Below are 23,317 nucleotides of genomic sequence, written 5' to 3' on the forward strand. Positions count from 1 at the left end.
ACCGGCCAGGAGCCGGCCGCAGCGACTCAGGATGGCCAGGTGCCCCAGGCGCCCTCCTACGCGGCTGATACCGGCCAGGAGCCGGCCGCAGCGACTCAGGGTGGCCAAGTGCCCCAGGCGCCCTCCTACGCGGCTGATACCGGCCAGGAGCCGGCCGCAGCGACTCAGGGTGGCCAAGTGCCCCAGGCGCCCTCCTACGCGGCTGATACCGGCCAGGAGCCGGCCGCAGCGACTCAGGGTGGCCAAGTGCCCCAGGCGCCCTCCTACGCGGCTGATACCGGCCAGGAGCCGGCCGCAGCGACTCAGGGTGGCCAAGTGCCCCAGGCGCCCTCCTACGGGGCTGATCCGGGCTTGACCCCTGACCAGGTGAGCAATGCCGGCGAGCCTTGGGACGCAACAGAGCAATCCCAGCCAGCGCAAGCACCGAGTAATGGATGGACGAGTGATAGTGGTAGCGGCTCAAGTTCTAACGGGGAACCTCCAGCTTCTTCCCAGCCGCGGGAACAGGCCCCTGGCCAAGACGATGAAGTTGACCCAAGAGAAAATATGGACTCAAGGTAATGAAAAGCCCCCGCAGATTGCGGGGGCTTTTTTTAGGCGTGACGGATAAGTTTCTTGTAACGGTGGAGGAAGATCATTTGCAGAATGAAAAATGCAATGAAGGAGGCCCAGATATAGGGGCTGTTATGGCTTATTACCCCACCTTGATTAGCGTTGGTGTGATAAAGAAGAAAGAGGAAAGCCACAAGGTTGAATCCAAGAATTAAATAGACGTTAACCTTGGCTCGCCACCGGATCGCCCTCACAACGCTTTCTTCGTCTGCTCCAATGAGATGGTGAAGCTCATTGGCGATCACAGAACCGCCAGTGTGTGATGCAGCCTGACGACGAGCATTGAGCGCCCGTTGGCGTTTTGCATTTCGCTTATTCTTTGCCATAAATCACCCCCGAGCGCTTGGTCATTCTTTATGGTTTATTTGTAGGGTCCCGGATGATCAAATGAGCTATAGGAGTTATCCTCTGCTCGCAGCCAGAGAGCTTCTACAGCAATTCATTCGGGAGCAGGTTCATGGACATCAAGCTGCATAAGCAGGCCACGACGACACCGAAGGTTCGTGCCGAGATCCAGGCGGCACCCTCCAGCATCACGGATAGCGAGCTGGCTCGCCAGTTTGGCATCTCCACCGCGACCATCCGGCGTTGGCGGTACCGTGACGATGTTTATGATCGGCCCCATACACGTCATAACCTGCTGGCCACGCTTACGTCTGAGCAAGAGGAGGTGCTGATCGCCGCCCGCGAATTCCTGCGTCTCGGTCTGGATGACCTGCTTGTCGTGGCACGTGAGTTCCTGAACCCTCAATTGTCTCGCTCAGGCCTGCATCGCATGCTCAAACGCCGCGAGGTGCCGACACTGGCAGAACTGGCCCGTCAGGATGCTGGAGATGAGGGCAAGCCCCGGCACAAGCCCTTCAAGGACTACGAGCCCGGGTACGTGCATATCGACATCAAGCACCTACCCCAGATGCCCGACGAGGAGCAGAAGCGCTACCTGTATGTCGCCATCGACCGTGCCACACGCTGGGTCTATCTGGAGGTCAGGCGCAGCCAGTCCGCCAAGGATGCCAAGGCGTTCATGAAGCGTGTGGAGGAGAAGGCTCCCTTCACGATCCAAACGGTGCTGACTGATAACGGCAAGTCGTTCACCGATCGCTTCACGCGGGCAGGTGAGCGCAAGCCCAGCGGCCGCCACCCCTTCGACCAGGAGTGCCAGGCCCATGGTATCGACCATCGCCTGATCAAGCCGGGAAGGCCGCAGACGAACGGTATGGTAGAGCGGTTCAACGGCCGCATCAGTGACGTGCTGGCGACCCGGCGGTATACCTCAAGCGAGGACCTGGAGCAGACGCTCAAACGCTACGCTTGGCTGTACAATCACCACATCCCTCAGAAAGCGCTGCATCATCAATCACCGATCACGGCGATGAAGGAGTGGCAGGCCAAGCGACCTGAGCTATTTACCAAACGGGTTGTGAATCACACGGGACCCGACATTTATTGAAGTATACGGTACGACGATTTCAATGTCAAACTATAAACTACTTCCTTATCTTGTCAGCGGGGTCAAAGTAGCTGCGGGAATGAGAGAGGTGACTAATAAGATCAAGGTGTGCATGGATGATAGTTTTGACAAGCCAAAGCATGTAGCCCGCAGCAAACTTCACTACTTCCACAACGCCTTTTGAAAGTATATCCATAATCGGGCGGAATACTTCTTTGACGCCTGGTAATACGCCTAGGAGGAACATGGCGAATATTGCGATAGTCCCCCAAAAAACAATCGTAATCATTTGCCCTCCTCATGCTACTTCAGTAAGAAATTCATTAAGTCTGTCTTCAAAGTTAAGCGGCTGCTTGTTCGATGGTATCTTTGTGCTGTGCTTGACGGCCTTGAAGGAAGGTATTTTCTTTGGGTAGTTGATCATTGGGGTTCTAAGATGGTACATACGCGCTCCCATCATCATTACCGCATGCCCCATATCCATGGCTCTTAACTGGTCGGGCGTGACACGAAATTCCTCGATTTCACGCCAGCTTTCCCCCATGCCACCGCCGTCTGACATGCTTGACTGAGGCGTTGTGCGAAGATACTGGGCGCTTTCACCTTGGTTGGCCGAAACGGACACCGATCGCTGGAACCGTTTTGTTTTGCCGAGAATTTCAGCCGCCTCCTCCGGGCTATCCTTCGAGCCAAATTTGAAGAATATCTTGTTCCAAGTGTTTTGGATCACAATGTCAGCAAAGTCAGGAGAGACACGGTTCAACTGGCTGAACGACTGAAATGCTGGTATGAGGGCGATGTTTGCCGAACGGGCTTGCTCAAAGAGCCTGCCTACGCCCTCCATAACATAGGCACCCATCTCATCGAGCAGAGCAATGAAATGTTCTGGCCGTTCTCCTTTAGGAAGATCCTGTATATGGGCAACGGCAGATCGTATGTCCGATACAATCATCTTGCCGAGATTCAGAGCAGCGGTGTCCTTCCCCATTGTTGGCAACGAAACATAAAGCATGTGCCCTTTGCGGATGATCTCTGTAAGGACGATCTCGGGTGCATACACGTTAAATACTTTCCCGAATTTACCTTGTGCAAAGAGGGCAATGCGGCCTGCCATGCCTCCCAGCGTCTGCTTCATGCGGTTGAGGTCAATCTTCGTCCCTTCCTTGGTACGGGTGCGGAATTGATCCAGGAAAATCGAGAGGGCTCGCCTTTCAGAGCCCTGGGGGGTCATCCGTTCGAGGTTTTCAAGCGCCTTATCCGATTGCAGTAGGATCGAAAGATCACCGAAGTGGTAGAGCTGGCCGGAGGCTTGCAAGGCTGCGATGATGACAGTCAAGGCGTGGTTGGCCGACTGTCGGTAGTGATCCGCGCCAGGGTTGTTTTCGGCGGAGGGGATCAAATTCATGAGGCGGGAGGCTACCTCATCTGGATCACCATGGAGGACGGGGTTGTAGGTGTTAGCATTGTCAGGATCGGAGACATCGATGATATAGAGTTCATCCTCTCGCCCGGTCACTTTGGCCATGTAAGCGAGATGGTCACGAGTATCGCGATCGATCTTCGCATCGATGAAGAGCCAGCCCCCTCCTCTTGCGGTCTGCTGCCACAGGATGTATTCACCAATGGTCGTTTTACCCACGCCGGATTGCCCCACGATCGCCGTGTGGCGTTTCCCGAGGTTGTCTGGCATGTTGACTCGGGTGTTCTTATCGGTTGTCAGGCCAATGTGCAGGCCACTGCCTTTGTCATCGATGGGCTCATCTGACGGAAGAACAAACCCTTCACGCGAGTCCTCATCGATTCTCTCAAGGGTCGCCATGGCTTGGCTCCAGGTGAGCTGGGCCATGCCAATAGTGCCCAGTAGCCCCGCAGGCCACACAGGCAGCGCTCCGGCTGCCCAGGGGGTAGCCGTGGCCACCCCAGCTGCGATCGCAGTGAGAGCCAGTGCATCTCTCCTCCCGGCAATCATGGGCAATCCTCCAAAATCACATCATCAACCTTGAAGATCCCGGCTGCCCATGAGGCAGGAGCAATATGGCTCTTGGAATCTGGTAGCGGGGCTTGGTGACAGCGGATCGTTGGTGTCGCTGAGGGATCGGCCCTATGAAGGCTGATCAGGTGCCCTGGGTAGGCAGCGAAGACAAGCACACCGACATGGCCTTGCGGCAGCTCGTGAGGGGGTTGACCACCAAGGTTCTCGAACCATGCCGTCTGCCATTCAACCGCATTATAGGTAACGATCGATTTGTTGGCTGTACCTCCTGAGTCAGGGCCACCATAAAGACGATTGCCTTCCCCTTCCGGTTGTTGTCCGAATGCACTGGCAGAAATTAGCAATGTCAAAAGAGCTGGAATGACGGTGAATTTCCTGGAATATTTCATTTGTTATTCCTGTCAAAGAATCCGCTGGGAAGTTTGTCGCGTGAACCTGCGCCATTAACGCTGGGTAGAAGCTGGTTGGGCAACACTCGACCTCCAGGCACAAGTGAGTCGAGAAAGTTATTCCACATGCTGTACTGAAAACGCTCTGTATAAGCATCCCCAGAGGTCGTGACGAATGTAATTCTTCCTGTATAGACCACACTCCCGTTTGGCGTTATCGAGCCCTCCTTCGTGCGGTGGCCATAGGTGTGGTAGGCGGGTGTGCCGGGTGTCACAGTCGTAGCGTTCGAGCCATCTCCCCAGTCGACAACGGCTTTTTCAACCTGCCTGACATTTTGACCACCATGCTCAAAAGAGGTATAGGTCATCGATACATCAAGGCGTGTTTCCAACCCAACGTAACCGTTATTAGGGGTTAACATAAAAGGGCGTTGCCCGCCATTCTGAACAACCTCTTTGGATGAGGCTGTACCAGATGCCAGAGCGTTGGCTTGATCTGAAATACGCTCGATGGGGCTCCCGTAGGAGCCCATTGAGACTAAAGCCAAGCAGATAAATGCGATTTGCTGAACCTTTAGTTTGCCCATGTCTGGTTAAACTCCGACTTTGCTTTCTCAGACAGTGTTTCCACGTACTCAGAGAAGTCCATGTCACCGAGATCCAATGCAAGGAACTCATCGATCGTGAAGCCGGAGCAGTCAGGTTTGTACTGGCGGTCGTAAGTCGTGGATGCTTCTGCAACACAGCTACCCAGGACTTCTAGCATGCACGGCTCATACTTTTTCTCGGAGTATGTGTACCACGGTTTTGCGGTTAGATTGACCTCCACGGTGGCTCTGAACTCGCATTCACTGTCAGTGCAGCCGCCAGTCAGCGTGACAGGTGGATTGCTATTGACATAATTATTCATGTCGTTGATGTCATTTTGAATATCAACTTCAGTCCACGTCGAGTCATATCGACACTGATAGGATGAGCCAATACACATCCGCAAGCCCCGATCCGGTGATTCCGTGCCGAGGGGGTTTGTATATGCCTCAAAATGCACATTGTTGTGAGCCCACGAGAACTCTCCCCAGCCTGAGTTAGGGAAATTGATCGGCCATTTCATATCGATCGGTATCCTCATCTGCCCGCCAGCCCCAGCTTTCCAGGCGTGTACTTTGTACTCGCAGGAGCCATCGTCGAAGCAACCGCCCTCAACGACTGAGTAGCGATTGACTGCCCGAACATGATGGTCTTCAGCAGCTAGTCGATGGGTCTCCCAGCCTGGACTGAACCCATAGACTGGGTGATCAGGTGGAGTGCCACAGGTGTCTTCTGAACAGACAGCGGCATAAATGTCTGGGCTTGATGGGCAGTCATAGCCAGACAGCATTGAGTTTGTATAGCCTTCCTCCGTTGCACACGACTCCTTCCACTTCCAGAATCTCACCCGGTTGCCATTAACGTTCAGCTCGCTAGTCCACCCTCCTGTGGATTCGTAGAAGGGAAAACTTGCAGTCTTGGTTTCAGCTCCTCCTGCATTTTGTGCTGCCAGTTCAGCAAGCTGCTCTCGCCCTTGCTCCTGAATGATGCGGGCCAGCATGGAGTCAAACTCGCACCAGCGCTGATACTCATCGACCTGTGTTTGGGTGTTTGCCAGTGACCATGGCCGAGTCCAATGCGAGCATATCTGCTTGGCATAAGCCATATCACCCTTGGCTGGGGCGTTATAAACGTAGTTCGCAATCGTGCAGAGCGTATTATTGGTTGGTACGAATCCCGGAGTAACCTGAACAGCTCTTTTTGCCATCCGAGCCGCAGCAAGCTCGACATCCTCGAGATCGCAATAATCTGCACCGATGCCGGTGGCCATTGAGATGAATGAGCTGGTAAGAACCACATCCTCAGGATCATCCTGGCAGCACTCCATGTGCTCGATCGCATTGAGAATGTCAGCTGATGCTGTTCCAGCTAAGACTGCGCCGAGCGGACCACCAAAATATGTCGCAAGGATAGTTCCTACGGTTGCATTGAATTCCATCATGCGACGGAAATCGCTTGTAATGGCTTTGCACTCTCTCTCAAACCCGGAGAAGATTCGCATGTTGCCATCAAATCCACCCTCGGCTGCGATCATATCCATAACACCGGCTGCGGCGATCGCATCAGAGAATGCCCCTTCGTCATCACTGACTTCAGGCATAACTTCATAGGAGCTTGGGTCGCACTTGCCCTCCTCACGGCAGGTATAGGTTTGCTCTTGTCGAACACACAGGCCGTCCTGTTCTTTAGTGCATTCGTATTCGGTAATGCTGCAATTCGGGTCATTGTTGCACCGCGGAGTCTCGCCAACATAGCACCGCTTCCTGACCCGTTGGCCAATCACATTTCCAGAACCATCTAGGATGTCTTCGCTGCTTATGTCTGGTCCGCAACCATAAGAGGTGTCAGCATTGCAAGTCGATTCACTTTTTTGCCACTCCTCCTTCCAGCTATCAGGAAGGACATTAGAGTATTGAGTGAATGTTCCAGGGTAGGTTTCGTCAAATGTGTTGACCAGTTCCCACTCATCACTATTATTCAAGGCATCCAGGTTGCAGCTGTTGCTATATGGGTCGCCATAACACATGTATGTGACGGAGTAACGCCAACAGTCTCGATGGACTGTATGGCCAGCGATTTGACGAGGTGCGTCGTCGACGCACACCTCGCCTGCTCGATAACATTCCGCATAATCGTTGAGATTTTGGGCGCTTGCGTTACCAGTGACAATCAACATTGCCATTAGCGCGAGCACTTTGATCGCGTACAGCATCAGTCTGTCTCCGGCCGACGTTGTTCAAATGCCTCACAGTTTTCAGTTACGGTGTCCCTGAAAATCGGTGCGGCCTCGTCATAGCGATATTTTTTAGTGCTGTCACTTGGGTTGCGACGATAGTGGATGGTGCAGCGCCCATTGCTGCATGTTTGCTTGATATAATAACCGGACGGTGCTCCGGGCATTAGCTCAGGATGATGCCAGCCAAGGTTTCGTGAATACTCGAACCTAAAGGACGATCTCCATCCAGATCCGTTCTGATTAAACTGATAGAGCAGGCAATTAAACGGATGGTGGCAAGATTGACATACAAAACGCCGATACAGATGCGAGTATGGCCGCCATTGATATACCACTTGGCCCGGTGTGCAAGCCTCACTGCCAACCTTTTGCACTTGCAGTTCACGCTCACAGGTGAATTGAGCAGTTTCCCGCTGTACGTCGCACGTTTTTGATTCCGGCTCACAAGTTACGATTCGAGTAGGGATGTCGACGGTACATGTCTCTGTTGTGATCCGATCAGGCTCACACTGTCCCCCTCCGTCGATGTCCAGGAAGTCAATCGTTCTAGGGTCTTCAGGATCACATGAAACTGGAATGTCGCCTTCGCTGAACAGCTGGTTGATCTGTCCCCCCAGGCACTTTGAGCGGTCCTCTGCATACTGACTGCCCTGATCGAATGTCGGGTTGTCCCGGACATCCGCGATGGTGTTTGAGGGGTGATTAGGATCTTGATTGACGCGATCGTTGCCCTGTTGGCGCATGTTGTTGCCGCCCCAGGCATCTCCATGTAGCTGGTGCATCGTCATCACACAGGATGTTCCTGAGCACTCAGCCTCGACTCGGTATGCACCGTAGAGATCGCCGCCGCTGAACGCGGCCTCGCCCCCTGCCGGGACTTCTCGCGTCTGCGTATAGCGATCGTCGCTGCACCGGATGCCTTGCGTCAGGGCATCACAAACGGCGACTCGCAGCCTCTGCAAGTCACCGTCATCGGATTGCTGACACTCTTCGATATTGACCCGGATACCACCCGCCGTCAGTCGAGCGCCGTCACGGCACCGGAAATTTCGCTGTTGCTGTTGCTTGACCTGGAGCCCAACCTCGCCTCCCAGCTCCCCCGAGGTTTTGGTGTCCTCAAGCCCAAGGGCTGAAGTGGCTGACTGGAAGCTCTTGCCGGGGTCGAAGTCTTTTGCCCAGGCGCCCCCTGCACTCAGGCCCGATTCACTCGGCCCAGCTATCGCGATAGTGCTCAATGGCACGAGGGCCGCCATGGCGACCCCCGTGAAGAGCTTTTTCAGATGAACGCCCTTCGGCATGCTATTCCTCCCAGAGATGGTCAGTGTTCTGTCCCTTCGGCCCCACGGCTGGCCCCATTGGCGTGTCGTAAACTTCACGATCTGAGCCTTCGTACCGCTCCTTCAGGCGTTCCGCGTTGCGTTCAGCAAGGGCATCGGTGAGTGATTCCCACCGTTCCGAGCCGATACCCGGCTGCTCGGACGCGCTGAGTGCCCCTTCACCCTTCAAGGCACCGATGTAAACGGCTGCATTGCTGGCCCCACGGTCTTGGAACTCCTCTAGGGCATATAGGGCTGTCACTGACCCTTCGACCTTCCAGTAGGTGTCTGGGGCCGCCTCCGGGCAGGCTTTGTAGTCGAATGTCTGGCCATTGATTTCCCCTGTCCTGGGCTCTGCGGTTTGGCAAACCCCCATCGGGTCTTCTTTGGCGAGCACGATGGTTGGCACACTGTCGACCGCATAGGTGTCGAACAGGCGGGGATCTATCTGGATCGGTGCAGTCATGCCGCCTGGACGCAGCACCTTCAGCAGTCGCTCCATGGTGAATTGCCTGAGGTCCATCCCCGGCTCTACCCCCCGGAGCACCAGCTCACCACCGGCCCGAGCGGCATCGAGGGCATAGCCGCGGATCATGCTTTCCGGCATTGAGAACGAGATGAAGAAATACAGGCGGTCTTGCTCACCCAACCCAAGCGAGCCACGCAAGGCCTCCCATTCGGCTGCCATCTCTGGGTCTGCAATCCCACCTGTCTGGCCGGGCTTACGGATGTTTTCCACCATGGCCGCCCCTGCGGCCTCACCCGCAGAGTTGGCGCTACCTGCCCCCATGGCCTCGAGAACACGCTCTGCGCTTCCCTGGCCAGGGAAAGAAAGCTGGGCTGCGCTCTCGCCTTCAAGAGCCGAGAACGCGCTGTGAGCGGCTTCCTCGGGTGTCTTTTGCCCGAGAGCTGTTGAGCTGGTGAGAACCAGTGCTAGGAGTGTCAGAGAGCGCAGCATTGCTTACCTACCCAGATCAGGAATGCGGAATCGGTACGGACGGCTGTGTTGGCGGGCGGCATCATCCCCCACCGAAATTCGGACATGCCCAGAACAGCGGTTTGATTACTCGCGACCGGTGCAACCGGGTCGATCCTGTACTGGCTACGGATCATGTTCGGCAGATAGACCGACTGGCACTCGGCCCATGGGCCGATGGTGGAAAGCAGACCAGCCATCCGGGTCTTCCGCTGCATGTACTTTCCGAGGACGTGCAGATTGCCCCCCTGAGGAGAGCTGTGTGTCGGGCTGGAGCCGGTCAGCGGGTACAGGACGCCTTGCGATCCCTGGCACCAGAACATCATGTCAAGAGGTCGACCGGCTGCTGAGGCAACGGCGTCCGGAATGCAAGAAAGAGCGCCAACCGGGTTAGCGAACAGGGCGGACTCAGGAAAGGCGATCGAAGTCCAGGTATCGTCCTGCCAGGTGGGATCTACCTCGGTGAGATCCGCCAGGTTGAACCCCGAAGTGTTCATGCACCCGAGTGAACTCATCATGTTGAGCACACTGAACAGGGGGTAGATATACCAATGAACCTGCATCCTGGTGACGGAGCCGTGGTCACGGCCGGAGCCATACTTCTGGTTCGAGGTTTGCTCGTCATACCCCTCGAGCACTTGCACCCCGCCCAAGGTCGACATGCAACCGGGAGTGCGTGCCACCTCGGCCAGGAAGGTGGGCTCCCAGTACGTCATCCCAATCCCAGGCATATCCACACCGTAGGGGCCAGGGCACATGCAGATAGGGTCCATGTGCATCAGGGGCGGGTTTGAACCACCCCCCATGGATATGCCCGCCACAGTCACCGGAAACATGTTGTTCCAGTTGGGGTCGTTGATCGGATTGAACACCTCCCCCTGGCAAGCGGCTGAGCCTGTCAGGGGAGAGGCAGTAGCTAAGCTGGCCGCGGCCAGTGATAGGGCAGCCAGGCCGGAAAGGACCGTTCGTTTCATGGCAGGTGGGCCTCCAGGGTCTCGACATCGTAGGGGTAGGCAAAATGCGTCACTTCGATGGCGTCGGGACGGCTATCCCGCACGCCAGCCAGTGAAGGCGTGTGAGTGATGCCCAAACGGTCGAAATGCCATTCCTCGGCGAAGTAGACGGCACGCCCCAGGTCAGCAGCCAAATCGCCGGGATCGCCCGCGGTCACAATGACGGTCAGGTTGACCGGGTGAAGCTTCTTCAGCTCCACGGCCAGTTCGCGCTGCCTGTCCACCCGTAGATCGACAACGAGGAGCCAGTTCTGCGGGCGAACCTTGTCCAGGGGATTAACCTTGGTGCCTGCCTCGTAGATGGTGCCCCACTGATAAGTGCCGTCCGGTTGCCGCTTCAGCGCTTCGATGTCTTCTTGAAGGGTGTAGGAGGGGTCTACGAAATGGGTTTCGGTATGCTCGGCGACGGGTACATACCAGTCGGGGATGTCGTTGGTGTGTGTCTGGGCCTGACCCGCCAGGTGCTCATGGACTGAATCCCAGTCGACGCCATGAGCTTCAGCCACGATGGCCAGACGCATATCCGGCTCGCCGATTTCCCAGGTAGGCCCGAGCGTTCCGAGATCCTGGTCAGCGGCCAGGGCGGTACTTGAGAGCGCTACCGTGAGCGCTGCAATTTTACTATACTGTACTACGATTTCCATTTTTCAGCCGTTCCAATCTGCGGTAGACACTGCGCTCGGTCATGTCAGCCGCCGCAGCGATTTCGGCAGCCGACAAGCCTTCACAGTGAAGGGCAAGCAGGTTCTCGTTGGACAGCCCTGATCGAGCTGAGCGTTTCGGAAGGTCGATGAGGTGGGCTGAGACGGTGGACGTGGGTTCAATCTCCACGGAGGCCTCAGTATCGATCTCGTCGTTGAATTCTTGGGTAAAGCCAGGGATCTGTTCAGCCATCAGATCGTACTGCTCAGCACGGGGCTCACTGTCCGCCTGACCCGCCTTATGGACAGTGACGGGGAGTACGGTATGCCGGCGCCAGGTGCTAATGGCCAGGAAGGCGGCTTCGCCCGCGTATTTCATGATGGCATCATGGGAATAGCTGGCGTCGTACTCCCGCCCAAGCCAGGCAAGGTAGATTTCCTGGCGCATGTCGTCCTGCCATTGCCGCGGTATGTGCAGACGGGAGGCGGTCCACCCGACCAATCGCTGCATTTCGGATGGCGGTTGTTTCGACAAGTATTCAAAGAGGTTAGCCATGCGAGACACGCTCCTGAACGACCTGATCAATACGCTTGAAAGGCATGGCTGCGAGATCAAAGTGAGCATCCCCACGACCCGTGGGCGTGCTGAGCGCAGCTCGACGGATAGCGACCTGGGCCGGCGCATCAATACATTGCGTGACGAGTACGGCATGACCCTGGCCAAGATCGCCGAGCTGCTGACCTCGAAGCTCAACAGCAAGATTTCCGTGGCATCCGTCAATGCCTGGACTGGTGGCGTAACCCCTCGGAAAGTCCCCTACGAGCGAGTGCAGGGCGCCCTCGAGGAGATCATGGAAGAACATGAGGCAATCGAGGGCGGGGCATGGGTCGCCGCTGATGAGGTCAAGGCAACGGTGGATCGCTGGATGGAAGTGATGACCCCACGACAAATCGCCGTAGCCGCCGACGAGGCTGTGACCTCGATTCGGAGCTGGCATACGGGCAACCATCGGGTGCTGCGTACCAAGTGGAACCGTGTGGTCCCTCTGGTCGAGCAAATGCGTGAGGTCATCCAGAAGCGGCATGGTGAAACCTAGCGCCCCATGCCCTGTTTTGGCTGACCGTGCTTGCGGTCTTCCTCGCCTGTGGTGTGATTTCTCTCACCCCCACCATCACGAGGCTCACCGGCCAGGGCCTCACCCCCCTGGCCTTGCTGCTTGGCCTCTTGCTTGGCCTCTTGCTTCTCCTTCCGCTCCTGGTCCTTCAGAAACCGCTTGAACTCACGGTCCCTGTCCATGACGTTCCTCAGCATTAGGTCGACCAGATCACTGGTCGAAACCTTCTCGCCGAAGGTGAGCTGGTACAGCTCACGGTATTGATCCAGCCGATTAATCGTGGATTCAGGCAGTTGTGCCTGAATCTGCTTTTTGGGGTCGTGCTCTACGCGGCCAATGAGCATTTCGGTCTCCTGGGTTATCATGACGACGAAGCAATCTTGCAGCTACGCTGACTGCTGCGGATAGCCCGGGACCGTTAGAAAACGTTATCTGGTATAGTTACATGTGAGTGGCGTCGAATTCCGGCGTATGGGAGAGAGCATTGGATCACGACAATGAAAACGACGACCTGAAGAAGGTCATTGAGGCCGGAAAGCGCAAGCCAGGCCCCGGCCCGAAGGGTGGGCAGAAGGGAAAGCCTAAGGGGCCGCGGAGTGACTATCTGCAAATCGAGCCAGACGCCCCAGGCTACAAGCTGGTTCAAATCATCTTTGAGCGGGCGGTAAGTGAAGGGATCTCTATCACTGAGCTGGCCGAGAGCCTTGGCATAGCACCTTCCACGTTGAGCCACCTGAAAACAGGCCGGCGTCAGGCCACTACCCTGGGCCGGGATGTGGTAGAGCGATTCGCGGAGTGGCTGAACTATCCCGTGCTGGCTGTCATGATCCTGGCCGAGCAGGTTCATTTGGAGGACTTCTACTCGCCTCAGAATGACCTGGATCGCGCAATCGACAGGGCACTTCACTTCATGGCTGATGATCCTGAGTGGGGCGGCATGATGCCCAAGGATCTCGATGGGGCCTCAACCCACATGAAGCTATGGAGTGTCTGGATGTACGAGCGAGCCACCAAGACTCGGCTGATCACGGGTGGCGTTGACTACCTGGACCTGTTGAAAGCCATGGAAGATTTCAGGGCTGAGTACCCCTCGAGCAGCTAGGCGAATTCCCTTACCAAGGTCAGGGAGCGCCTGAACGGCGTGCCGACTGGCTTCAGTAGGAAGCCTATGAGCCCCGGCCCTGGATTGGCCAGTACGGGAATCGATCCCCGTTCCCATGACTTGACTATGATTACGGGAATCGAACGGGTTAGACGCATCTTGCCGCAGGTCTGAGATAGAGCATTCCGTTGGCGATCTCATGGAAACCGCTCCTGAAACGCTCTTCATGGTGCTCTGGTAAAGCTATATCGGGGCTCATATTTGGGCATAATTAGTTGGCATATCAGCACTTTTCCAGCGCTCCTGGTAATGCTCGACCGCTGCTTGTACTCAATGCTCGAGACCCTTTCCACATACAACGAAAAGCACATGGGCCGCTCCGCGGCCTGGGTACGAGGCAAGCCTCGAAATGCCTAGCCCTGGTGGTTTCCCATCCTGCCATTTCGCCCGTATGGACTTCGTTCTGTGACGGCAGCAAAACTGCGTTGTGGTGTCCACGCTTGGGCACTGCCGCTTGCAAAACGAAAAGCACATGGGCCGCTCCGCGGCCTGAATACGAGGCGGGCCTCGAAATGCCTAGCCCTGCTCGATCCAAAACCCAGAATTCGCCCCAAAGGCACTTCGTTCTAACTGGCCCTGGCTGCTGTCGCTCACGCACCGAAAGCGCCAGCCGCAGGCACGGTGGCATGGCTTCCCCACACCCCGAACGGCACACGCTCATCGTGGTCGCTCACGCACCGAAGGCGCCAGCCGCAGGCCCGGTGGCATGGCCTCCCCACACCCCGACAGGCACACACTCGCCGTGGTCGCTCACGCACCGAAAGCGCCAGCCGCAGGCCCGGTGGCATGGCCTCCCCACACCCCGACAGGCACACACTCGCCGTGGCTGCTCACGCACCGAAAGCGCCAGCCGCAGGCACGGTGGCATGGCTTCCCCACACCCCGAACGGCACACGCTCATCGTGGTCGCTCACGCACCGAAGGCGCCAGCCGCAGGCCCGGTGGCATGGCCTCCCCACACCCCGACAGGCACACACTCGCCGTGGTCGCTCACGCACCGAAAGCGCCAGCCGCAGGCACGGTGGCATGGCCTCCCCACACCCCGACAGGCACACACTCCCCGTGGTCGCTCACGCGCCGATAAGTCGTTCGCACTGTCGCCACCTCTGCCCGTTGGGGATGCTTTCCCGCGGTGCGCTCGTACCCCCTAAGGATTCAGCCTGGCGATCGCACACCCATGTCGCCTGTAGTGCCGGTATATGCCATCTCGGATAACGCTCTATGGGACGCTCTGGCGGTGTCTTATCGCTCTATCTGCCAGCCACAAAAAAGGCTCCGCGAGATGCCCCGGGAGCCTGTTTGCCGCTTGTCAGCGATACCGTATCAGGATGCTCTACTCACCCTCCCCTGTGTGCTGAAACCCTAGGTCGGGACGTGTACTGCGAGCTGCACCGATGGCCTTGTTGATGCGCTTCAGGTGATCGATAAAACGGGCTCTACGCTCGATCAGCGCCTGTGCTTCAGCAATCAGTTCGCGGGCCTCGTCGGGGATGCTTTTCGAGCGTGCGGCGGTGCCTGGGCGAGACAGTCGAACGGCAATCCACTTGGAGGCGGACTGGCGGTTATTCTTCTGCTTGTCCATCCACTTCACCCACACCGGATGCGGGCACCCAAGGCACCCGTACCCGCAGCGGTTGAGGTCCATCAGGACGGCGCCGTGTGAGCGCGGCTGAGCGTCACGCAACCGCTCATGGAGGTCTACTAGCTGGCGGTTGTACTCCCCCATGATGGCCGTGATGTCATGACTCAGGGCGCCTACCATCTGGGCGGACTCGTCCAGGTAGGTTTGCCTGTCTACCGTGCGTCTATAACGCGACTTGCGCTGTGTCGGGGAAGCCCCCTCTGTGTTGCTGGATACGCTATCGGTCATGCGTCATTCCTGTGTCACCTACCATGTCCAGAGCGGTTGCCTGCCCCTCAAGTGAGAGAGGGTTCAATCCGTGTTCTCTCGCCCCCTTCCTTGGCGAGGGGAAGGGCCTATTCGAGCGGCATGCAGGTGGTCGATCTGGTGTGTCTATCCCCGCCCAGGGGGTGCCCGGGCGGGCCTCGTGCGCGGCTACCGCGGGTGCTCGCTCAGGAACAGCCGGCACTCCTTGACGCAGGTGCGGGCGGCCTCGGGAATCTTGACCCCGTAGCGCTTGGCGGCGGCTTCAGCGGCGGCCAGCATCTTGGGGGTCGGCTCCCCGTTCTGGAGGTGCTTGTCGATGAACGCCTTGCACTCCCTGAAGGAGGTCAGCTCACCATTCAAGGTGACGCCGTTCTCGTCCGCCAGGCGCATCGCCAACGCCTTCATCTTGTCGGTGGGCGGGGGCGTCTGCTGCATCACTTCATCCAGGAATGCGCGGCAGGTGTCGAAGCTGTGCTCAATGCTCTCAGGTAGCTCCAGATCACGCGAGGCAGCGATCTTCCGGGCAGCGGCAATCATGTTCTCGGTCGGTGCGTTGGTGGCCTCACGAACGGCCTCGGGGGCGTTGTCCATGGTCTCGATAACCTCGTTGATGCGGGTGGTGATGAAGTCGCGTTGCTGAGTGATAAAGGTGTCGCGCAGCCGCTTGGCCTCGGCATCGCTGGAGGCGTTCTGGATCGCGTCGAGTTCGCGCTCCCAGGCGGCCGTCACGCGGACATCGGAGAGCATGCGCGGGGTGTTATCGATGAAGGCGCGGCCTCGGGGAGTGGACACGATCAGCTGCTGCTTGCCCTTGCGCTGAGTGGCGATGTATTCGCGATCGAAGAGCGTCTGAATCACCGTGTCGCGGGTGGCCGGGGTGCCGATTCCCTCGGCCTTCTTGAGGGCTGCTGCATCCTCGCCTTCAACCTGTCGTCCAGCGTTGAGCATGGCGCTCAGCAGGGTGTCAAGCGTGAAGTGCTTGGGAGGCTCCGTGCGGGCCTCGTGAAGCCTCACGGCTTCGATGGGCAGGCTGGCGCCGGATACCAGCGGGGGGAGATCCTTCTGCGCTTTCGGCGTCTGGAACGCGGTCATCCAGCCCGGGTCAACGACGCGCTTGAAGGTGCCGGCGAACAGCGCTGGCTGGCGCTCCAGTACGTCTTCCACATCGACGCTGGCGTTGACCTTCAGAGACTCCACCGTGGCCGGTGGGAGCAGCGCTTGTATGAACTGCTGGGCACACGCCAGGTAGACCTTTCGCTCGGCGTCTGAGCGTGCCGACAGGTCCGGTGTCTTGTGCGTGGGGATGATCCCGTGGTGGTTCATCGGCTTGTCGGTGAAGCACCGTGGGCGCGGCACATCGGCCCCTTCCAAGCAGTGCCGGCGACCCGCCAGGCGTGCTGGCGCCATGAGCCCGTCATCGGCCTTGGCAGCGCCCCCCAGGATCGCCAGCAGGTCATCCCGGTTGTAGAGACTGGCAGGCAGCTCTCCGTGCTCTGTCCGGGGGTAAGTCAGGTAGCCATCGCTCCGCATGGCGTCGGCCGCCTTGAGGGTCTGCGTGGCCGTCATCCCGTGCTGTTTGGACATGTCCCGCTGGAGCGCGGTGAGGCTGTAGGGAAGCGGTGGGTGCTTGGCGGTTTGCTTGGTGTCCGCGGCCAGAATGTCGGCCGTGTCGGCGCCCTCGAGGCGTTGTGTGAAGGCCTCCATGGCGTCCCGGTCCAGGAACAGCGGCTTGCCATCGTCCTGGAGCTTGATGCCGCTGGCGCCAGCAGGCGGATCGACCGGGGCATAGCTCAATTCGCCACCGCCCAGGGTGATCTTCGCCTGGTAGTGATCGACCGGGACGAAGCCCTCAATCGTGCGATCGCGATCGACCACCAGCCCCAGGGTGGCGGACTGCACACGGCCGGCAGAAACGACGCCGGCCTTGCCCTTCCCCTTGCCCAGATCCTTGCCCATGAGCCCGATGCGGGCGGACGCGGTGTAGGCCCGAACGAGGTACTGCCAGAAGCCATCGGCGTTGGCGCGGGCCTGCTGGGCTCGCCAGTAGGAGATGGTCTCCCCACCTTCCCGGAGGCGCTTGGCCGCGGCCTGCACGTCTGACGCTTCCATGGAGCCGGTGAGCCACATGCGCTTCACCGTGCCCCGGTATTTCGCGTGTTGCAGAACCTCGTAGCCGATCGCCTCCCCCTCACGGTCGGGGTCGGTCGCCAGCCACACCTCACTGGCCTGGGAGAGGGCCTTCTTCAGGTTGCCCAGGTACTTCTTCCCCCGGTCTGTCGGGGTCTGCGGAAAAGCGGTAGGCAGCGGCAGCAGGCTGCGTGGATCACGCCAGTTGGCCTCAGGGCTCACAACGGCAGGCTCGACCGGCGCCAGCAGGTGGCCAGCCGCCCATACCAGCGTCAGGGAGACCCCATTCCAGGTGCCGGTATAGGAAGAGCCGTTGCGTGTCAGCCCCAGGGCAGGGGCTATCTTGTCTGCCTGATCCGAGTGCTTCTCACACAGAATGAGTGCTTGTGATGTCATCCTGTTGGTTGTCCTTCGGTAGGGATTGTCGAGCGGAATATCGCCCCGCTCGGGAGCATGCCGACAATACGATGTCTTCCATTCCCTGGGTGTGTTGCATTCCTATAAATCGTCGCCTAGTATAGCAACACATAGGCAGAGGAAACAGCGAAACCCCTGCCGACCGAATTACGCGGAGTGCGCCCGTGACTCCTCTCTCTCCCCTGACGCGGCTTTGGGGATGCGCATCAGCCGCCTGGTCGTCCCGGTCACCGGGGCTACCGGAGAGCCCACTGAGCAGCCCTGATCCGGCTTCTCTCTCTCACACCGCTTAGTGGGCTCCCCCGTAGTAGAACCAGCGCTTCAGTCGGGCGTGTCCCGGGCGTGCTAATAGGCCGCGCCGCTCTGCCAGAGCCTATTGACTCCCACCCTGCATTTGCCCGGCTCTCCCCAGCCGGGCTTTTTTTTGTGAGGTAGATCCATGGACAACCTGGAGCAGTTGAGCGGAGTGGTTGCCGATGTCTGTTTCGTGGGCGAGGAGGGATTCCAGATCCTGACCGTGCGCGATGAGGCGGAACGCGAGGTGACCCTCGTGGCGGTGTGCCAGCCGCTCAATGAGGGGGAGTCGGTAGAGGCTCATGGCGCCTGGACGACCCATCCCCGCTTCGGGCAGCAGTTCAAGGCCGAGAGGCTGGTGACCCAGGTGCCCCGGGGGTCGAAGGCCCTGGGCGCCTACCTGGCCAGCGGCAAGGTGGCCGGTGTCGGCCCGACCTTCGCCAAGCGGCTGGTCGCGCACTTCGGCGACGGCCTGCGTGATGTCCTGGGCGACGAGAAAGCCCTGCGAGCGGTGCCCGGTATCGGCAAGAAGAAGGCCGCACGGATCGCCGGCAGCTGGAACGAGTATGAGGAAGCTCGGGAAGCCCTGATCTTCCTCCAGGGGCACGGCCTCGGCGCCTCGCGGGCCATGTCGGTATTCCGCCAGCTGGGCCAGGACACCATCGCGAAGGTGTCGGCCAACCCCTACCGCACCTTGCTCAAGACTCGCGGCATCGGGTTTCGCATCGCCGACACCATGGCGCGGTCGATGGGCTTCGAGCTGACGCACCGGGATCGCATCATCGCCGGCCTGCGTCATGTCGTGGATGCCCGCTCAGCCTCGGGCCACACGTTGGCAACCTCGGGGGAGTTGGCCTCGGAAGGCGCGAAGCTCCTCGAGGTGGATGTGGCACGCACGACCTCGGTGGTTGAGCTGCTGCTGGCGCACGAGAAGCTGGAGCAGGTGGATGGCGGGCTGGTGGGATTGCCGGCGCTGATCAATGCAGAGCGCACGGTCGCCGCTGCCCTGCTGGCGCGAGCGGTCCCCTGGGAGGACAGCGGGCTGGCCAGTGTCGATGGCGAGCTATCCGATGGGCGCGTGCTCAGCGACGAGCAGCGTGAAGCCCTGGTGACCTGTCTGGCCTATGGCGTGGCGGTGCTCACGGGCGGCCCGGGGGTCGGCAAGACCACGGTGACCGAGGTGCTGGCGCAGACCCTGGATGACAGTCGCTATGAGCTGGCGCTGTGTGCGCCTACCGGGCGAGCCGCACGCCGGATGAGCGAGGCGACCGGGCGACCCGCGACGACCATTCACCGGCTGCTGGGGGCTGGCGCCAACGGCTTCGAGTTCAATGCGGACAACCCGATCGAGGCGGACGTGGTGATCATCGATGAGGCCTCGATGGTGGACGTGCAGCTGTTCCGCGCCCTCGTCGTCGCCCTGCCCGACCACTGCCGGCTCTACATCATCGGTGACCAAGATCAGCTGGCCTCGGTTGGCCCGGGGAACGTCCTGCGGGATGTGATCGCCTCGGGGCGAGTGCCTGTCGCCCGGTTGCAGAAGATCCGCCGCCAGGGGGAAGGCTCCCAGATCATCGTCCAGGCGCACGCCGTCAATCAGGGACACCCGCCCCAGTCTGTCCCGGGTAGCGACTTCGAGATTGTCGCGGTGCCCGAGGGCAGTGACCCGGAGCTGGTCCTCCAGGAGGCGTTCCGCGTGGCCACGACCGAGATGCTGGCGCATGGCTTCGACACTCTGCATGAGGTGCAGGTGTTGACGCCCATGCACGGCGGCCCGGTGGGCACCCGATCGCTCAATGACGCGCTGCGGGCCTATCACATCCCCGGCGACCGGGGCTCGGTGACGATCAATGGCCGGCGCTGGGCGGCCGGCGACAAGATCGTGCAGACCGAGAACGACTACAACCGGGAGGTCTTCAATGGCGACCTCGGGTTCGTGGTGGCGGCCGACCCCGAGGAAAAGACGGTGCTGGCGCGATTCGAGGACCGGGAGGTGCTGTTCACCAGCGATGCCCTCGGCAAGTTGCAGCTCGCCTACGCCATGACCGGCCACAAGGCCCAGGGGTCGGAGTTCCCCGCCGTGGTGATCCCGCTGGCGCGATCGCACTGGCACATGCTCGAGCGGCAGTGGCTCTACACCAGCATCACCCGGGGGAAGCGCCGCGTGGTGCTCGTGGGCCACCCCTCGGCCATCGAGCGAGCGGCCCGGCACGTCACCGGGCAGCGGCGGCTGACCTCCCTGCCGCTGTGGCTGCGCCAGCCCACCCCTGCAATAGAAGAAGGAGAGCCCCATGGCCAACCGAGCGCTTGATGGCGCCGAGAGGAAGGGGTGGGAAGCACGCGACCGTGGCGACCCCCGGCATGCCTGCCCCTACAACGACTACCGGAAGGACTGCGGCCGACTGACCTTTTCGCGGGCCTTCCGCAATGCCTGGCTGCACGGCTGGGAAGACCGAGATCGCGAGCTGGCGCTGGCGCCAGCCGCCACAGGCAACGGCGACCCTCGCCCCTGACCAAGATGGAGAATCCAGATGGAGCAAGCCTACGTTCCGATGGCCCGGTGGGGCCGAGACCACTGGCGCTGCCTGGCCTACGTCGAAGCCGTGATGGTGGAGATGGCCGGCTTCCAGGTGGGCGCTGATCCGCGCATGACCGCCAATCGTAGACACTACCGCGTCCTGGCCGAGCAGTGCCCGCGCCCCAAGCGCCCGAGTCACCCGGTTCGCCCGGGCATGGTGATGCGGCCGGAGCATGCCACGACGCTGGCGGACGGCACCCAGCCGGACCCGTGGCACGACGACTGGAGCTGCGTGCAGGACTTCGCCGCCGAGGGACTGTTCACGGTCGGCCCCGAGCAGGTCGAGCCCGGCACCACCCTGACCTTCAGTGAGGCGGGGCTGGCGCTGACGGCCAAGCTGCGCCAGCACAAGGCGGCCGGTGGCCAGTACCGGGATTTCGCATGCGAAATCGGCCCGGATGCTGCCGTGGCAGGAGGTGGCCTATGACGCGCCTCCTGGTTCTGGTGTGGGTAGCCGCCCTCCTCTATGCCCTGTTCCTGACGGCGAAGCTGGTCACCCGGCGAGCCCGCCTGACCGATCGCCCGTTCCTGATCCGCTGGATGGTGGCCTGGGCCGCCATGCTGGCGCTGTCGACCGCGATTCGGATGACCGCCCCCGAGCCCGAGACACCCGAGCCGCCCCCGGCGCCGCGGCTGGGAGAGCCGGTGGACATGGCCATGCAGCCGGTCATGCGCAACGGCGTGGTGACGTTTTCGCTGTGAACGACCTCGGCCCCTTCCTTGGCAAGGGGAGGTGGCCTCGTCGGCTGGTGTGAGATTCGTGTGTGGGAGTGAGCCTGTGCGAGACAAGACAACGACAACCCGATACCTGGAAAAGCTGCCGGCGCTGCTGGTGCTGACCGGCGCGATCGCCCTGCTTCAGCTGCACGCCATCCAGTTCTGGACCGAGTTCGTCGGCCCGATGGGCTGGGCTTGGGCGGTGCTCCTCGAGGTCGTCGCCCTGTGGCTCTGGTATCAGCGCCAGCTGGCGCGACGAGCGCTGGCGCTGGTGACCAGCGTGCTCGCGCTCACCGGCCCGGTCTACACCGTCTGTGAGCCTCTGGTGGAGGAGTGGCAGGCGGCCTCGCATGTCGACGCCGGCCGTGAGCTGCGGATCGAGCGGCTGACCCAGGAGGCAGCGCGGTTGGAGGAGAGCCTGGTGACCTTCCGGGAGAACAGCGAGGCCCGGGCAGGCTGGCTCACGCCCATCCAGGAGGCCCAGGCGCGGCTCACCGAGGTCGATGCCGAGCTGGCCGAGCTGCTGTCGACGCCCCCGGCCGAGGCCATGACCTGGCGCCAGCAGGCGCTGGTCGTGATGCAGGCGCTGGCGCTGATCATCTTCCAGCTGTCGGCCGTGCTGGCGATCACGTCTCTGTCGCGCATGGGGCGGCCGGTGCCCGCGCCAGCTGTCAGCGGTGGCCCTACCTCTTCAGGCGACAGGTTGGCCGAGGGCACTGCTGGCCTCGGAGAGGATGTGGCCGTGCCGAGCACCCCATCTCCCGAGGCCGTGACCTTCAACCTCGAGCCCAGGCTGGGCAAGCCCAGCATGAGTGAGACCAACGATGAGAGCGAGCTGAGCAAGGGCCACTTCGAGTACGCCGATATTGTCGCGCTGCGACAGGCCCTGGAGCAGCTGCTGGAAGAGCGCGGGACCACCCAGGCGGCGTTTTGCCGAGACCACGGGGTTTCGCCACGGGATCTCTCCCTGCTGCGCCGCCATGAGGCGCGTAGCGCGGCAGGCGAGAGGACGATCTCCATCACGGCCCTGGAGCGACTGGCCTCCATCATCGACGCGCAACCGATGAGCCGTGCTGCAACGTAGGAGGTAGAGATGGGCACTTCACTGCATACCGTGAACCCGTCACCGGAGCAGGCCCCGGACGAGTCTCTGGCCGGTCGTCTCCAGGAGTACCAGCGCCACCGCGCCGTCATCGAACAGGATCTTCGGCGGGCCGGCATTACCGATACCACCCCTCTCGAGCTTGCGGATCGCATCATCGGCGATGCGCTGCATTCCGCCTATGCCTGCATGGTCAGCGCTCACCGCATGGCGCATGCCGGCCTCGAGAGAGGGGCACAAGAACACCAAGGGGGACCGAATGATGGCGAAGCCGAGTCACCGTAAGGGAGAGCTGTTGGCGCTCTCCAGTGGTGGGACCACCTACTACCAGTGCAGCGGCCTGTACCGGGCGCTCGTGGATCTCAACCTGGGCGAGCTGGCCGAGCAGTATTGCCGCCAGGCGCCCTATCGCCAGGGGACGCTCGACGCCCTCAACAAGGGGCTGGTGACCATCGAGCAGATCAACGAGATGGAGGCTTCCGGGGCTTTCTCGCACCGCGATATTTCCGATCAGGGCTTTGGCAACTACCTGATCAACCGCGGCTACCTCCAGCTGGTGATGATCGATGAGGTCCACTGTGGTGCCGGCTTCTCTCCCGACATCGTGCGCGAGAGCGCCAATGCGCGGGCTCAGTCACTGAGCCAGCTCTCCGGGGGCTTCGCATGAATGTCCGGTCTCAAGAACCCATCACCCAGCAAGCAC

General features: G+C 60.2%; 25 protein-coding genes. 11 read left to right on the plus strand and 14 right to left on the minus strand.

What is annotated here, in order from left to right; genetic code table 11:
• Positions 1 to 561, plus strand: a 561-nt coding sequence (locus HZS81_RS13815) for a hypothetical protein (protein WP_206679559.1), incomplete at its 5' end; no start/stop codon positions are given.
• Positions 562 to 593: 32 nt separating this feature from the next.
• Here the strand turns inward: HZS81_RS13815 and HZS81_RS13820 are convergent.
• The gene (locus HZS81_RS13820; RefSeq protein ID WP_053857261.1) at positions 594 to 938 is read right to left on the minus strand and encodes a hypothetical protein; all 345 of its coding nucleotides are present in this window, start codon (positions 936 to 938) and stop codon (positions 594 to 596) included.
• A 131-nt stretch (positions 939 to 1,069) separates the two neighbouring features.
• On the opposite strand from HZS81_RS13820, the gene HZS81_RS13825 reads away from it, so the two are divergent.
• Complete coding sequence (locus HZS81_RS13825) at positions 1,070 to 2,062, plus strand: IS481 family transposase (RefSeq protein ID WP_179931164.1); 993 nt, start codon at positions 1,070 to 1,072, stop codon at positions 2,060 to 2,062.
• 37 nt (positions 2,063 to 2,099) lie between these two features.
• Here the strand turns inward: HZS81_RS13825 and HZS81_RS13830 are convergent, their stop codons facing one another.
• The 10 genes from HZS81_RS13830 to HZS81_RS13875 all read right to left on the minus strand — a co-directional run bounded on the left by HZS81_RS13830 (position 2,100) and on the right by HZS81_RS13875 (position 11,770).
• Positions 2,100 to 2,351 (minus strand): hypothetical protein, encoded by a 252-nt coding sequence (locus HZS81_RS13830; protein ID WP_022524154.1) that lies wholly within the window; start codon positions 2,349 to 2,351, stop codon positions 2,100 to 2,102.
• A 9-nt stretch (positions 2,352 to 2,360) separates the two neighbouring features.
• Positions 2,361 to 3,881, minus strand: coding sequence for a type IV secretory system conjugative DNA transfer family protein (locus tag HZS81_RS13835; protein WP_238326132.1), 1,521 nt, complete (start codon positions 3,879 to 3,881; stop codon positions 2,361 to 2,363).
• Between the two features lie 146 nt (positions 3,882 to 4,027).
• Positions 4,028 to 4,444, minus strand: a complete 417-nt coding sequence (locus HZS81_RS13840) for a hypothetical protein (RefSeq protein WP_022524156.1) — start codon at positions 4,442 to 4,444, stop codon at positions 4,028 to 4,030.
• The gene (locus tag HZS81_RS13845) at positions 4,441 to 5,031 is read right to left on the minus strand and encodes a hypothetical protein (RefSeq protein WP_179931165.1); all 591 of its coding nucleotides are present in this window, start codon (positions 5,029 to 5,031) and stop codon (positions 4,441 to 4,443) included. The genes HZS81_RS13840 and HZS81_RS13845 overlap by 4 nt, the downstream gene beginning before the upstream one ends.
• Entirely contained in the window at positions 5,019 to 7,244 is a 2,226-nt protein-coding gene (locus tag HZS81_RS13850) for a conjugal transfer protein TraN (RefSeq protein ID WP_022524158.1), read from the minus strand. The genes HZS81_RS13845 and HZS81_RS13850 overlap by 13 nt, the downstream gene beginning before the upstream one ends.
• Complete coding sequence (locus HZS81_RS13855; RefSeq protein WP_179931166.1) at positions 7,244 to 8,566, minus strand: hypothetical protein; 1,323 nt, start codon at positions 8,564 to 8,566, stop codon at positions 7,244 to 7,246. The genes HZS81_RS13850 and HZS81_RS13855 overlap by 1 nt, the downstream gene beginning before the upstream one ends.
• 1 nt (position 8,567) lies before the next feature.
• Positions 8,568 to 9,542: a type-F conjugative transfer system pilin assembly protein TrbC gene (locus HZS81_RS13860; RefSeq protein ID WP_179931167.1), complete on the minus strand. Its 975-nt coding sequence runs from the start codon at positions 9,540 to 9,542 to the stop codon at positions 8,568 to 8,570.
• Complete coding sequence (locus HZS81_RS13865) at positions 9,527 to 10,534, minus strand: TraU family protein (RefSeq protein WP_022524162.1); 1,008 nt, start codon at positions 10,532 to 10,534, stop codon at positions 9,527 to 9,529. Before HZS81_RS13865 ends, HZS81_RS13860 begins: the two co-directional genes overlap by 16 nt.
• Positions 10,531 to 11,217 (minus strand): hypothetical protein, encoded by a 687-nt coding sequence (locus HZS81_RS13870; RefSeq protein WP_179931168.1) that lies wholly within the window; start codon positions 11,215 to 11,217, stop codon positions 10,531 to 10,533. The genes HZS81_RS13865 and HZS81_RS13870 overlap by 4 nt, the downstream gene beginning before the upstream one ends.
• Positions 11,195 to 11,770, minus strand: a complete 576-nt coding sequence (locus HZS81_RS13875) for a hypothetical protein (RefSeq protein WP_053857262.1) — start codon at positions 11,768 to 11,770, stop codon at positions 11,195 to 11,197. The genes HZS81_RS13870 and HZS81_RS13875 overlap by 23 nt, the downstream gene beginning before the upstream one ends.
• On the opposite strand from HZS81_RS13875, the gene HZS81_RS13880 reads away from it, so the two are divergent.
• A complete protein-coding gene (locus HZS81_RS13880; protein WP_022524165.1) occupies positions 11,769 to 12,311 on the plus strand; it encodes a hypothetical protein in 543 nt (180 codons plus the stop codon). The two genes, HZS81_RS13875 and HZS81_RS13880, sit on opposite strands and share 2 nt — an antisense overlap.
• On the opposite strand, the gene HZS81_RS13885 is transcribed toward HZS81_RS13880, so the two are convergent.
• Entirely contained in the window at positions 12,308 to 12,673 is a 366-nt protein-coding gene (locus tag HZS81_RS13885; RefSeq protein WP_179931169.1) for a DUF2274 domain-containing protein, read from the minus strand. The genes HZS81_RS13880 and HZS81_RS13885 overlap by 4 nt on opposite strands.
• A 107-nt stretch (positions 12,674 to 12,780) precedes the next feature.
• Here HZS81_RS13885 and HZS81_RS13890 point away from each other — a divergent pair, with 107 nt between their 5' ends.
• The gene (locus HZS81_RS13890; protein WP_179931170.1) at positions 12,781 to 13,431 is read left to right on the plus strand and encodes a helix-turn-helix domain-containing protein; all 651 of its coding nucleotides are present in this window, start codon (positions 12,781 to 12,783) and stop codon (positions 13,429 to 13,431) included.
• Between the two features lie 1,393 nt (positions 13,432 to 14,824).
• Here the strand turns inward: HZS81_RS13890 and HZS81_RS13895 are convergent.
• Both HZS81_RS13895 and HZS81_RS13900 read right to left on the minus strand, forming a co-directional pair.
• A complete protein-coding gene (locus HZS81_RS13895; protein ID WP_179931171.1) occupies positions 14,825 to 15,361 on the minus strand; it encodes a hypothetical protein in 537 nt (178 codons plus the stop codon).
• A 186-nt stretch (positions 15,362 to 15,547) separates the two neighbouring features.
• Complete coding sequence (locus HZS81_RS13900; RefSeq protein ID WP_179931172.1) at positions 15,548 to 17,902, minus strand: DNA topoisomerase; 2,355 nt, start codon at positions 17,900 to 17,902, stop codon at positions 15,548 to 15,550.
• Between the two features lie 460 nt (positions 17,903 to 18,362).
• On the opposite strand from HZS81_RS13900, the gene recD2 reads away from it, so the two are divergent.
• From recD2 to HZS81_RS13935, 7 genes are all read left to right on the plus strand, one after another.
• On the plus strand, positions 18,363 to 20,528 hold the full coding sequence (recD2, locus tag HZS81_RS13905) for an SF1B family DNA helicase RecD2 (RefSeq protein ID WP_179931173.1): 2,166 nt from the start codon (positions 18,363 to 18,365) through the stop codon (positions 20,526 to 20,528).
• A complete protein-coding gene (locus tag HZS81_RS13910) occupies positions 20,509 to 20,730 on the plus strand; it encodes an Rmf/CrpP family protein (RefSeq protein WP_179931174.1) in 222 nt (73 codons plus the stop codon). The genes recD2 and HZS81_RS13910 overlap by 20 nt, the downstream gene beginning before the upstream one ends.
• An 18-nt stretch (positions 20,731 to 20,748) precedes the next feature.
• Complete coding sequence (locus HZS81_RS13915; RefSeq protein WP_179931175.1) at positions 20,749 to 21,222, plus strand: hypothetical protein; 474 nt, start codon at positions 20,749 to 20,751, stop codon at positions 21,220 to 21,222.
• Positions 21,219 to 21,497 (plus strand): hypothetical protein, encoded by a 279-nt coding sequence (locus HZS81_RS13920; RefSeq protein WP_022524175.1) that lies wholly within the window; start codon positions 21,219 to 21,221, stop codon positions 21,495 to 21,497. Before HZS81_RS13915 ends, HZS81_RS13920 begins: the two co-directional genes overlap by 4 nt.
• 76 nt (positions 21,498 to 21,573) lie before the next feature.
• Positions 21,574 to 22,596: a helix-turn-helix domain-containing protein gene (locus HZS81_RS13925; protein WP_022524176.1), complete on the plus strand. Its 1,023-nt coding sequence runs from the start codon at positions 21,574 to 21,576 to the stop codon at positions 22,594 to 22,596.
• Between the two features lie 9 nt (positions 22,597 to 22,605).
• On the plus strand, positions 22,606 to 22,899 hold the full coding sequence (locus tag HZS81_RS13930) for a hypothetical protein (protein WP_022524177.1): 294 nt from the start codon (positions 22,606 to 22,608) through the stop codon (positions 22,897 to 22,899).
• Complete coding sequence (locus tag HZS81_RS13935; protein WP_053857263.1) at positions 22,874 to 23,281, plus strand: hypothetical protein; 408 nt, start codon at positions 22,874 to 22,876, stop codon at positions 23,279 to 23,281. The genes HZS81_RS13930 and HZS81_RS13935 overlap by 26 nt, the downstream gene beginning before the upstream one ends.
• The last annotated feature ends 36 nt before the right edge of the window (positions 23,282 to 23,317 follow it).

The sequence above is a fragment of the Vreelandella salicampi genome (assembly GCF_013415105.1).
In the GTDB taxonomy this organism is placed as follows: Bacteria; Pseudomonadota; Gammaproteobacteria; order Pseudomonadales; family Halomonadaceae; genus Vreelandella; species Vreelandella salicampi.

Bases quoted from the DNA above. Each gene is read 5' to 3' on its own strand.
- HZS81_RS13820 (WP_053857261.1), bottom strand. From the start codon at position 938: ATGGCAAAGAATAAGCGAAATGCAAAACGCCAACGGGCGCTCAATGCT.
- HZS81_RS13825 (WP_179931164.1), top strand. From the start codon at position 1,070: ATGGACATCAAGCTGCATAAGCAGGCCACGACGACACCGAAGGTTCGT.
- HZS81_RS13830 (WP_022524154.1), bottom strand. From the start codon at position 2,351: ATGATTACGATTGTTTTTTGGGGGACTATCGCAATATTCGCCATGTTC.
- HZS81_RS13835 (WP_238326132.1), bottom strand. From the start codon at position 3,881: ATGGCGACCCTTGAGAGAATCGATGAGGACTCGCGTGAAGGGTTTGTT.
- HZS81_RS13840 (WP_022524156.1), bottom strand. From the start codon at position 4,444: ATGAAATATTCCAGGAAATTCACCGTCATTCCAGCTCTTTTGACATTG.
- HZS81_RS13845 (WP_179931165.1), bottom strand. From the start codon at position 5,031: ATGGGCAAACTAAAGGTTCAGCAAATCGCATTTATCTGCTTGGCTTTA.
- HZS81_RS13850 (WP_022524158.1), bottom strand. From the start codon at position 7,244: ATGCTGTACGCGATCAAAGTGCTCGCGCTAATGGCAATGTTGATTGTC.
- HZS81_RS13855 (WP_179931166.1), bottom strand. From the start codon at position 8,566: ATGCCGAAGGGCGTTCATCTGAAAAAGCTCTTCACGGGGGTCGCCATG.
- HZS81_RS13860 (WP_179931167.1), bottom strand. From the start codon at position 9,542: ATGCTGCGCTCTCTGACACTCCTAGCACTGGTTCTCACCAGCTCAACA.
- HZS81_RS13865 (WP_022524162.1), bottom strand. From the start codon at position 10,534: ATGAAACGAACGGTCCTTTCCGGCCTGGCTGCCCTATCACTGGCCGCG.
- HZS81_RS13870 (WP_179931168.1), bottom strand. From the start codon at position 11,217: ATGGAAATCGTAGTACAGTATAGTAAAATTGCAGCGCTCACGGTAGCG.
- HZS81_RS13880 (WP_022524165.1), top strand. From the start codon at position 11,769: ATGCGAGACACGCTCCTGAACGACCTGATCAATACGCTTGAAAGGCAT.
- HZS81_RS13875 (WP_053857262.1), bottom strand. From the start codon at position 11,770: ATGGCTAACCTCTTTGAATACTTGTCGAAACAACCGCCATCCGAAATG.
- HZS81_RS13885 (WP_179931169.1), bottom strand. From the start codon at position 12,673: ATGCTCATTGGCCGCGTAGAGCACGACCCCAAAAAGCAGATTCAGGCA.
- HZS81_RS13895 (WP_179931171.1), bottom strand. From the start codon at position 15,361: ATGACCGATAGCGTATCCAGCAACACAGAGGGGGCTTCCCCGACACAG.
- HZS81_RS13900 (WP_179931172.1), bottom strand. From the start codon at position 17,902: ATGACATCACAAGCACTCATTCTGTGTGAGAAGCACTCGGATCAGGCA.
- recD2 (WP_179931173.1), top strand. From the start codon at position 18,363: ATGGACAACCTGGAGCAGTTGAGCGGAGTGGTTGCCGATGTCTGTTTC.
- HZS81_RS13910 (WP_179931174.1), top strand. From the start codon at position 20,509: ATGGCCAACCGAGCGCTTGATGGCGCCGAGAGGAAGGGGTGGGAAGCA.
- HZS81_RS13915 (WP_179931175.1), top strand. From the start codon at position 20,749: ATGGAGCAAGCCTACGTTCCGATGGCCCGGTGGGGCCGAGACCACTGG.
- HZS81_RS13920 (WP_022524175.1), top strand. From the start codon at position 21,219: ATGACGCGCCTCCTGGTTCTGGTGTGGGTAGCCGCCCTCCTCTATGCC.
- HZS81_RS13930 (WP_022524177.1), top strand. From the start codon at position 22,606: ATGGGCACTTCACTGCATACCGTGAACCCGTCACCGGAGCAGGCCCCG.
- HZS81_RS13935 (WP_053857263.1), top strand. From the start codon at position 22,874: ATGATGGCGAAGCCGAGTCACCGTAAGGGAGAGCTGTTGGCGCTCTCC.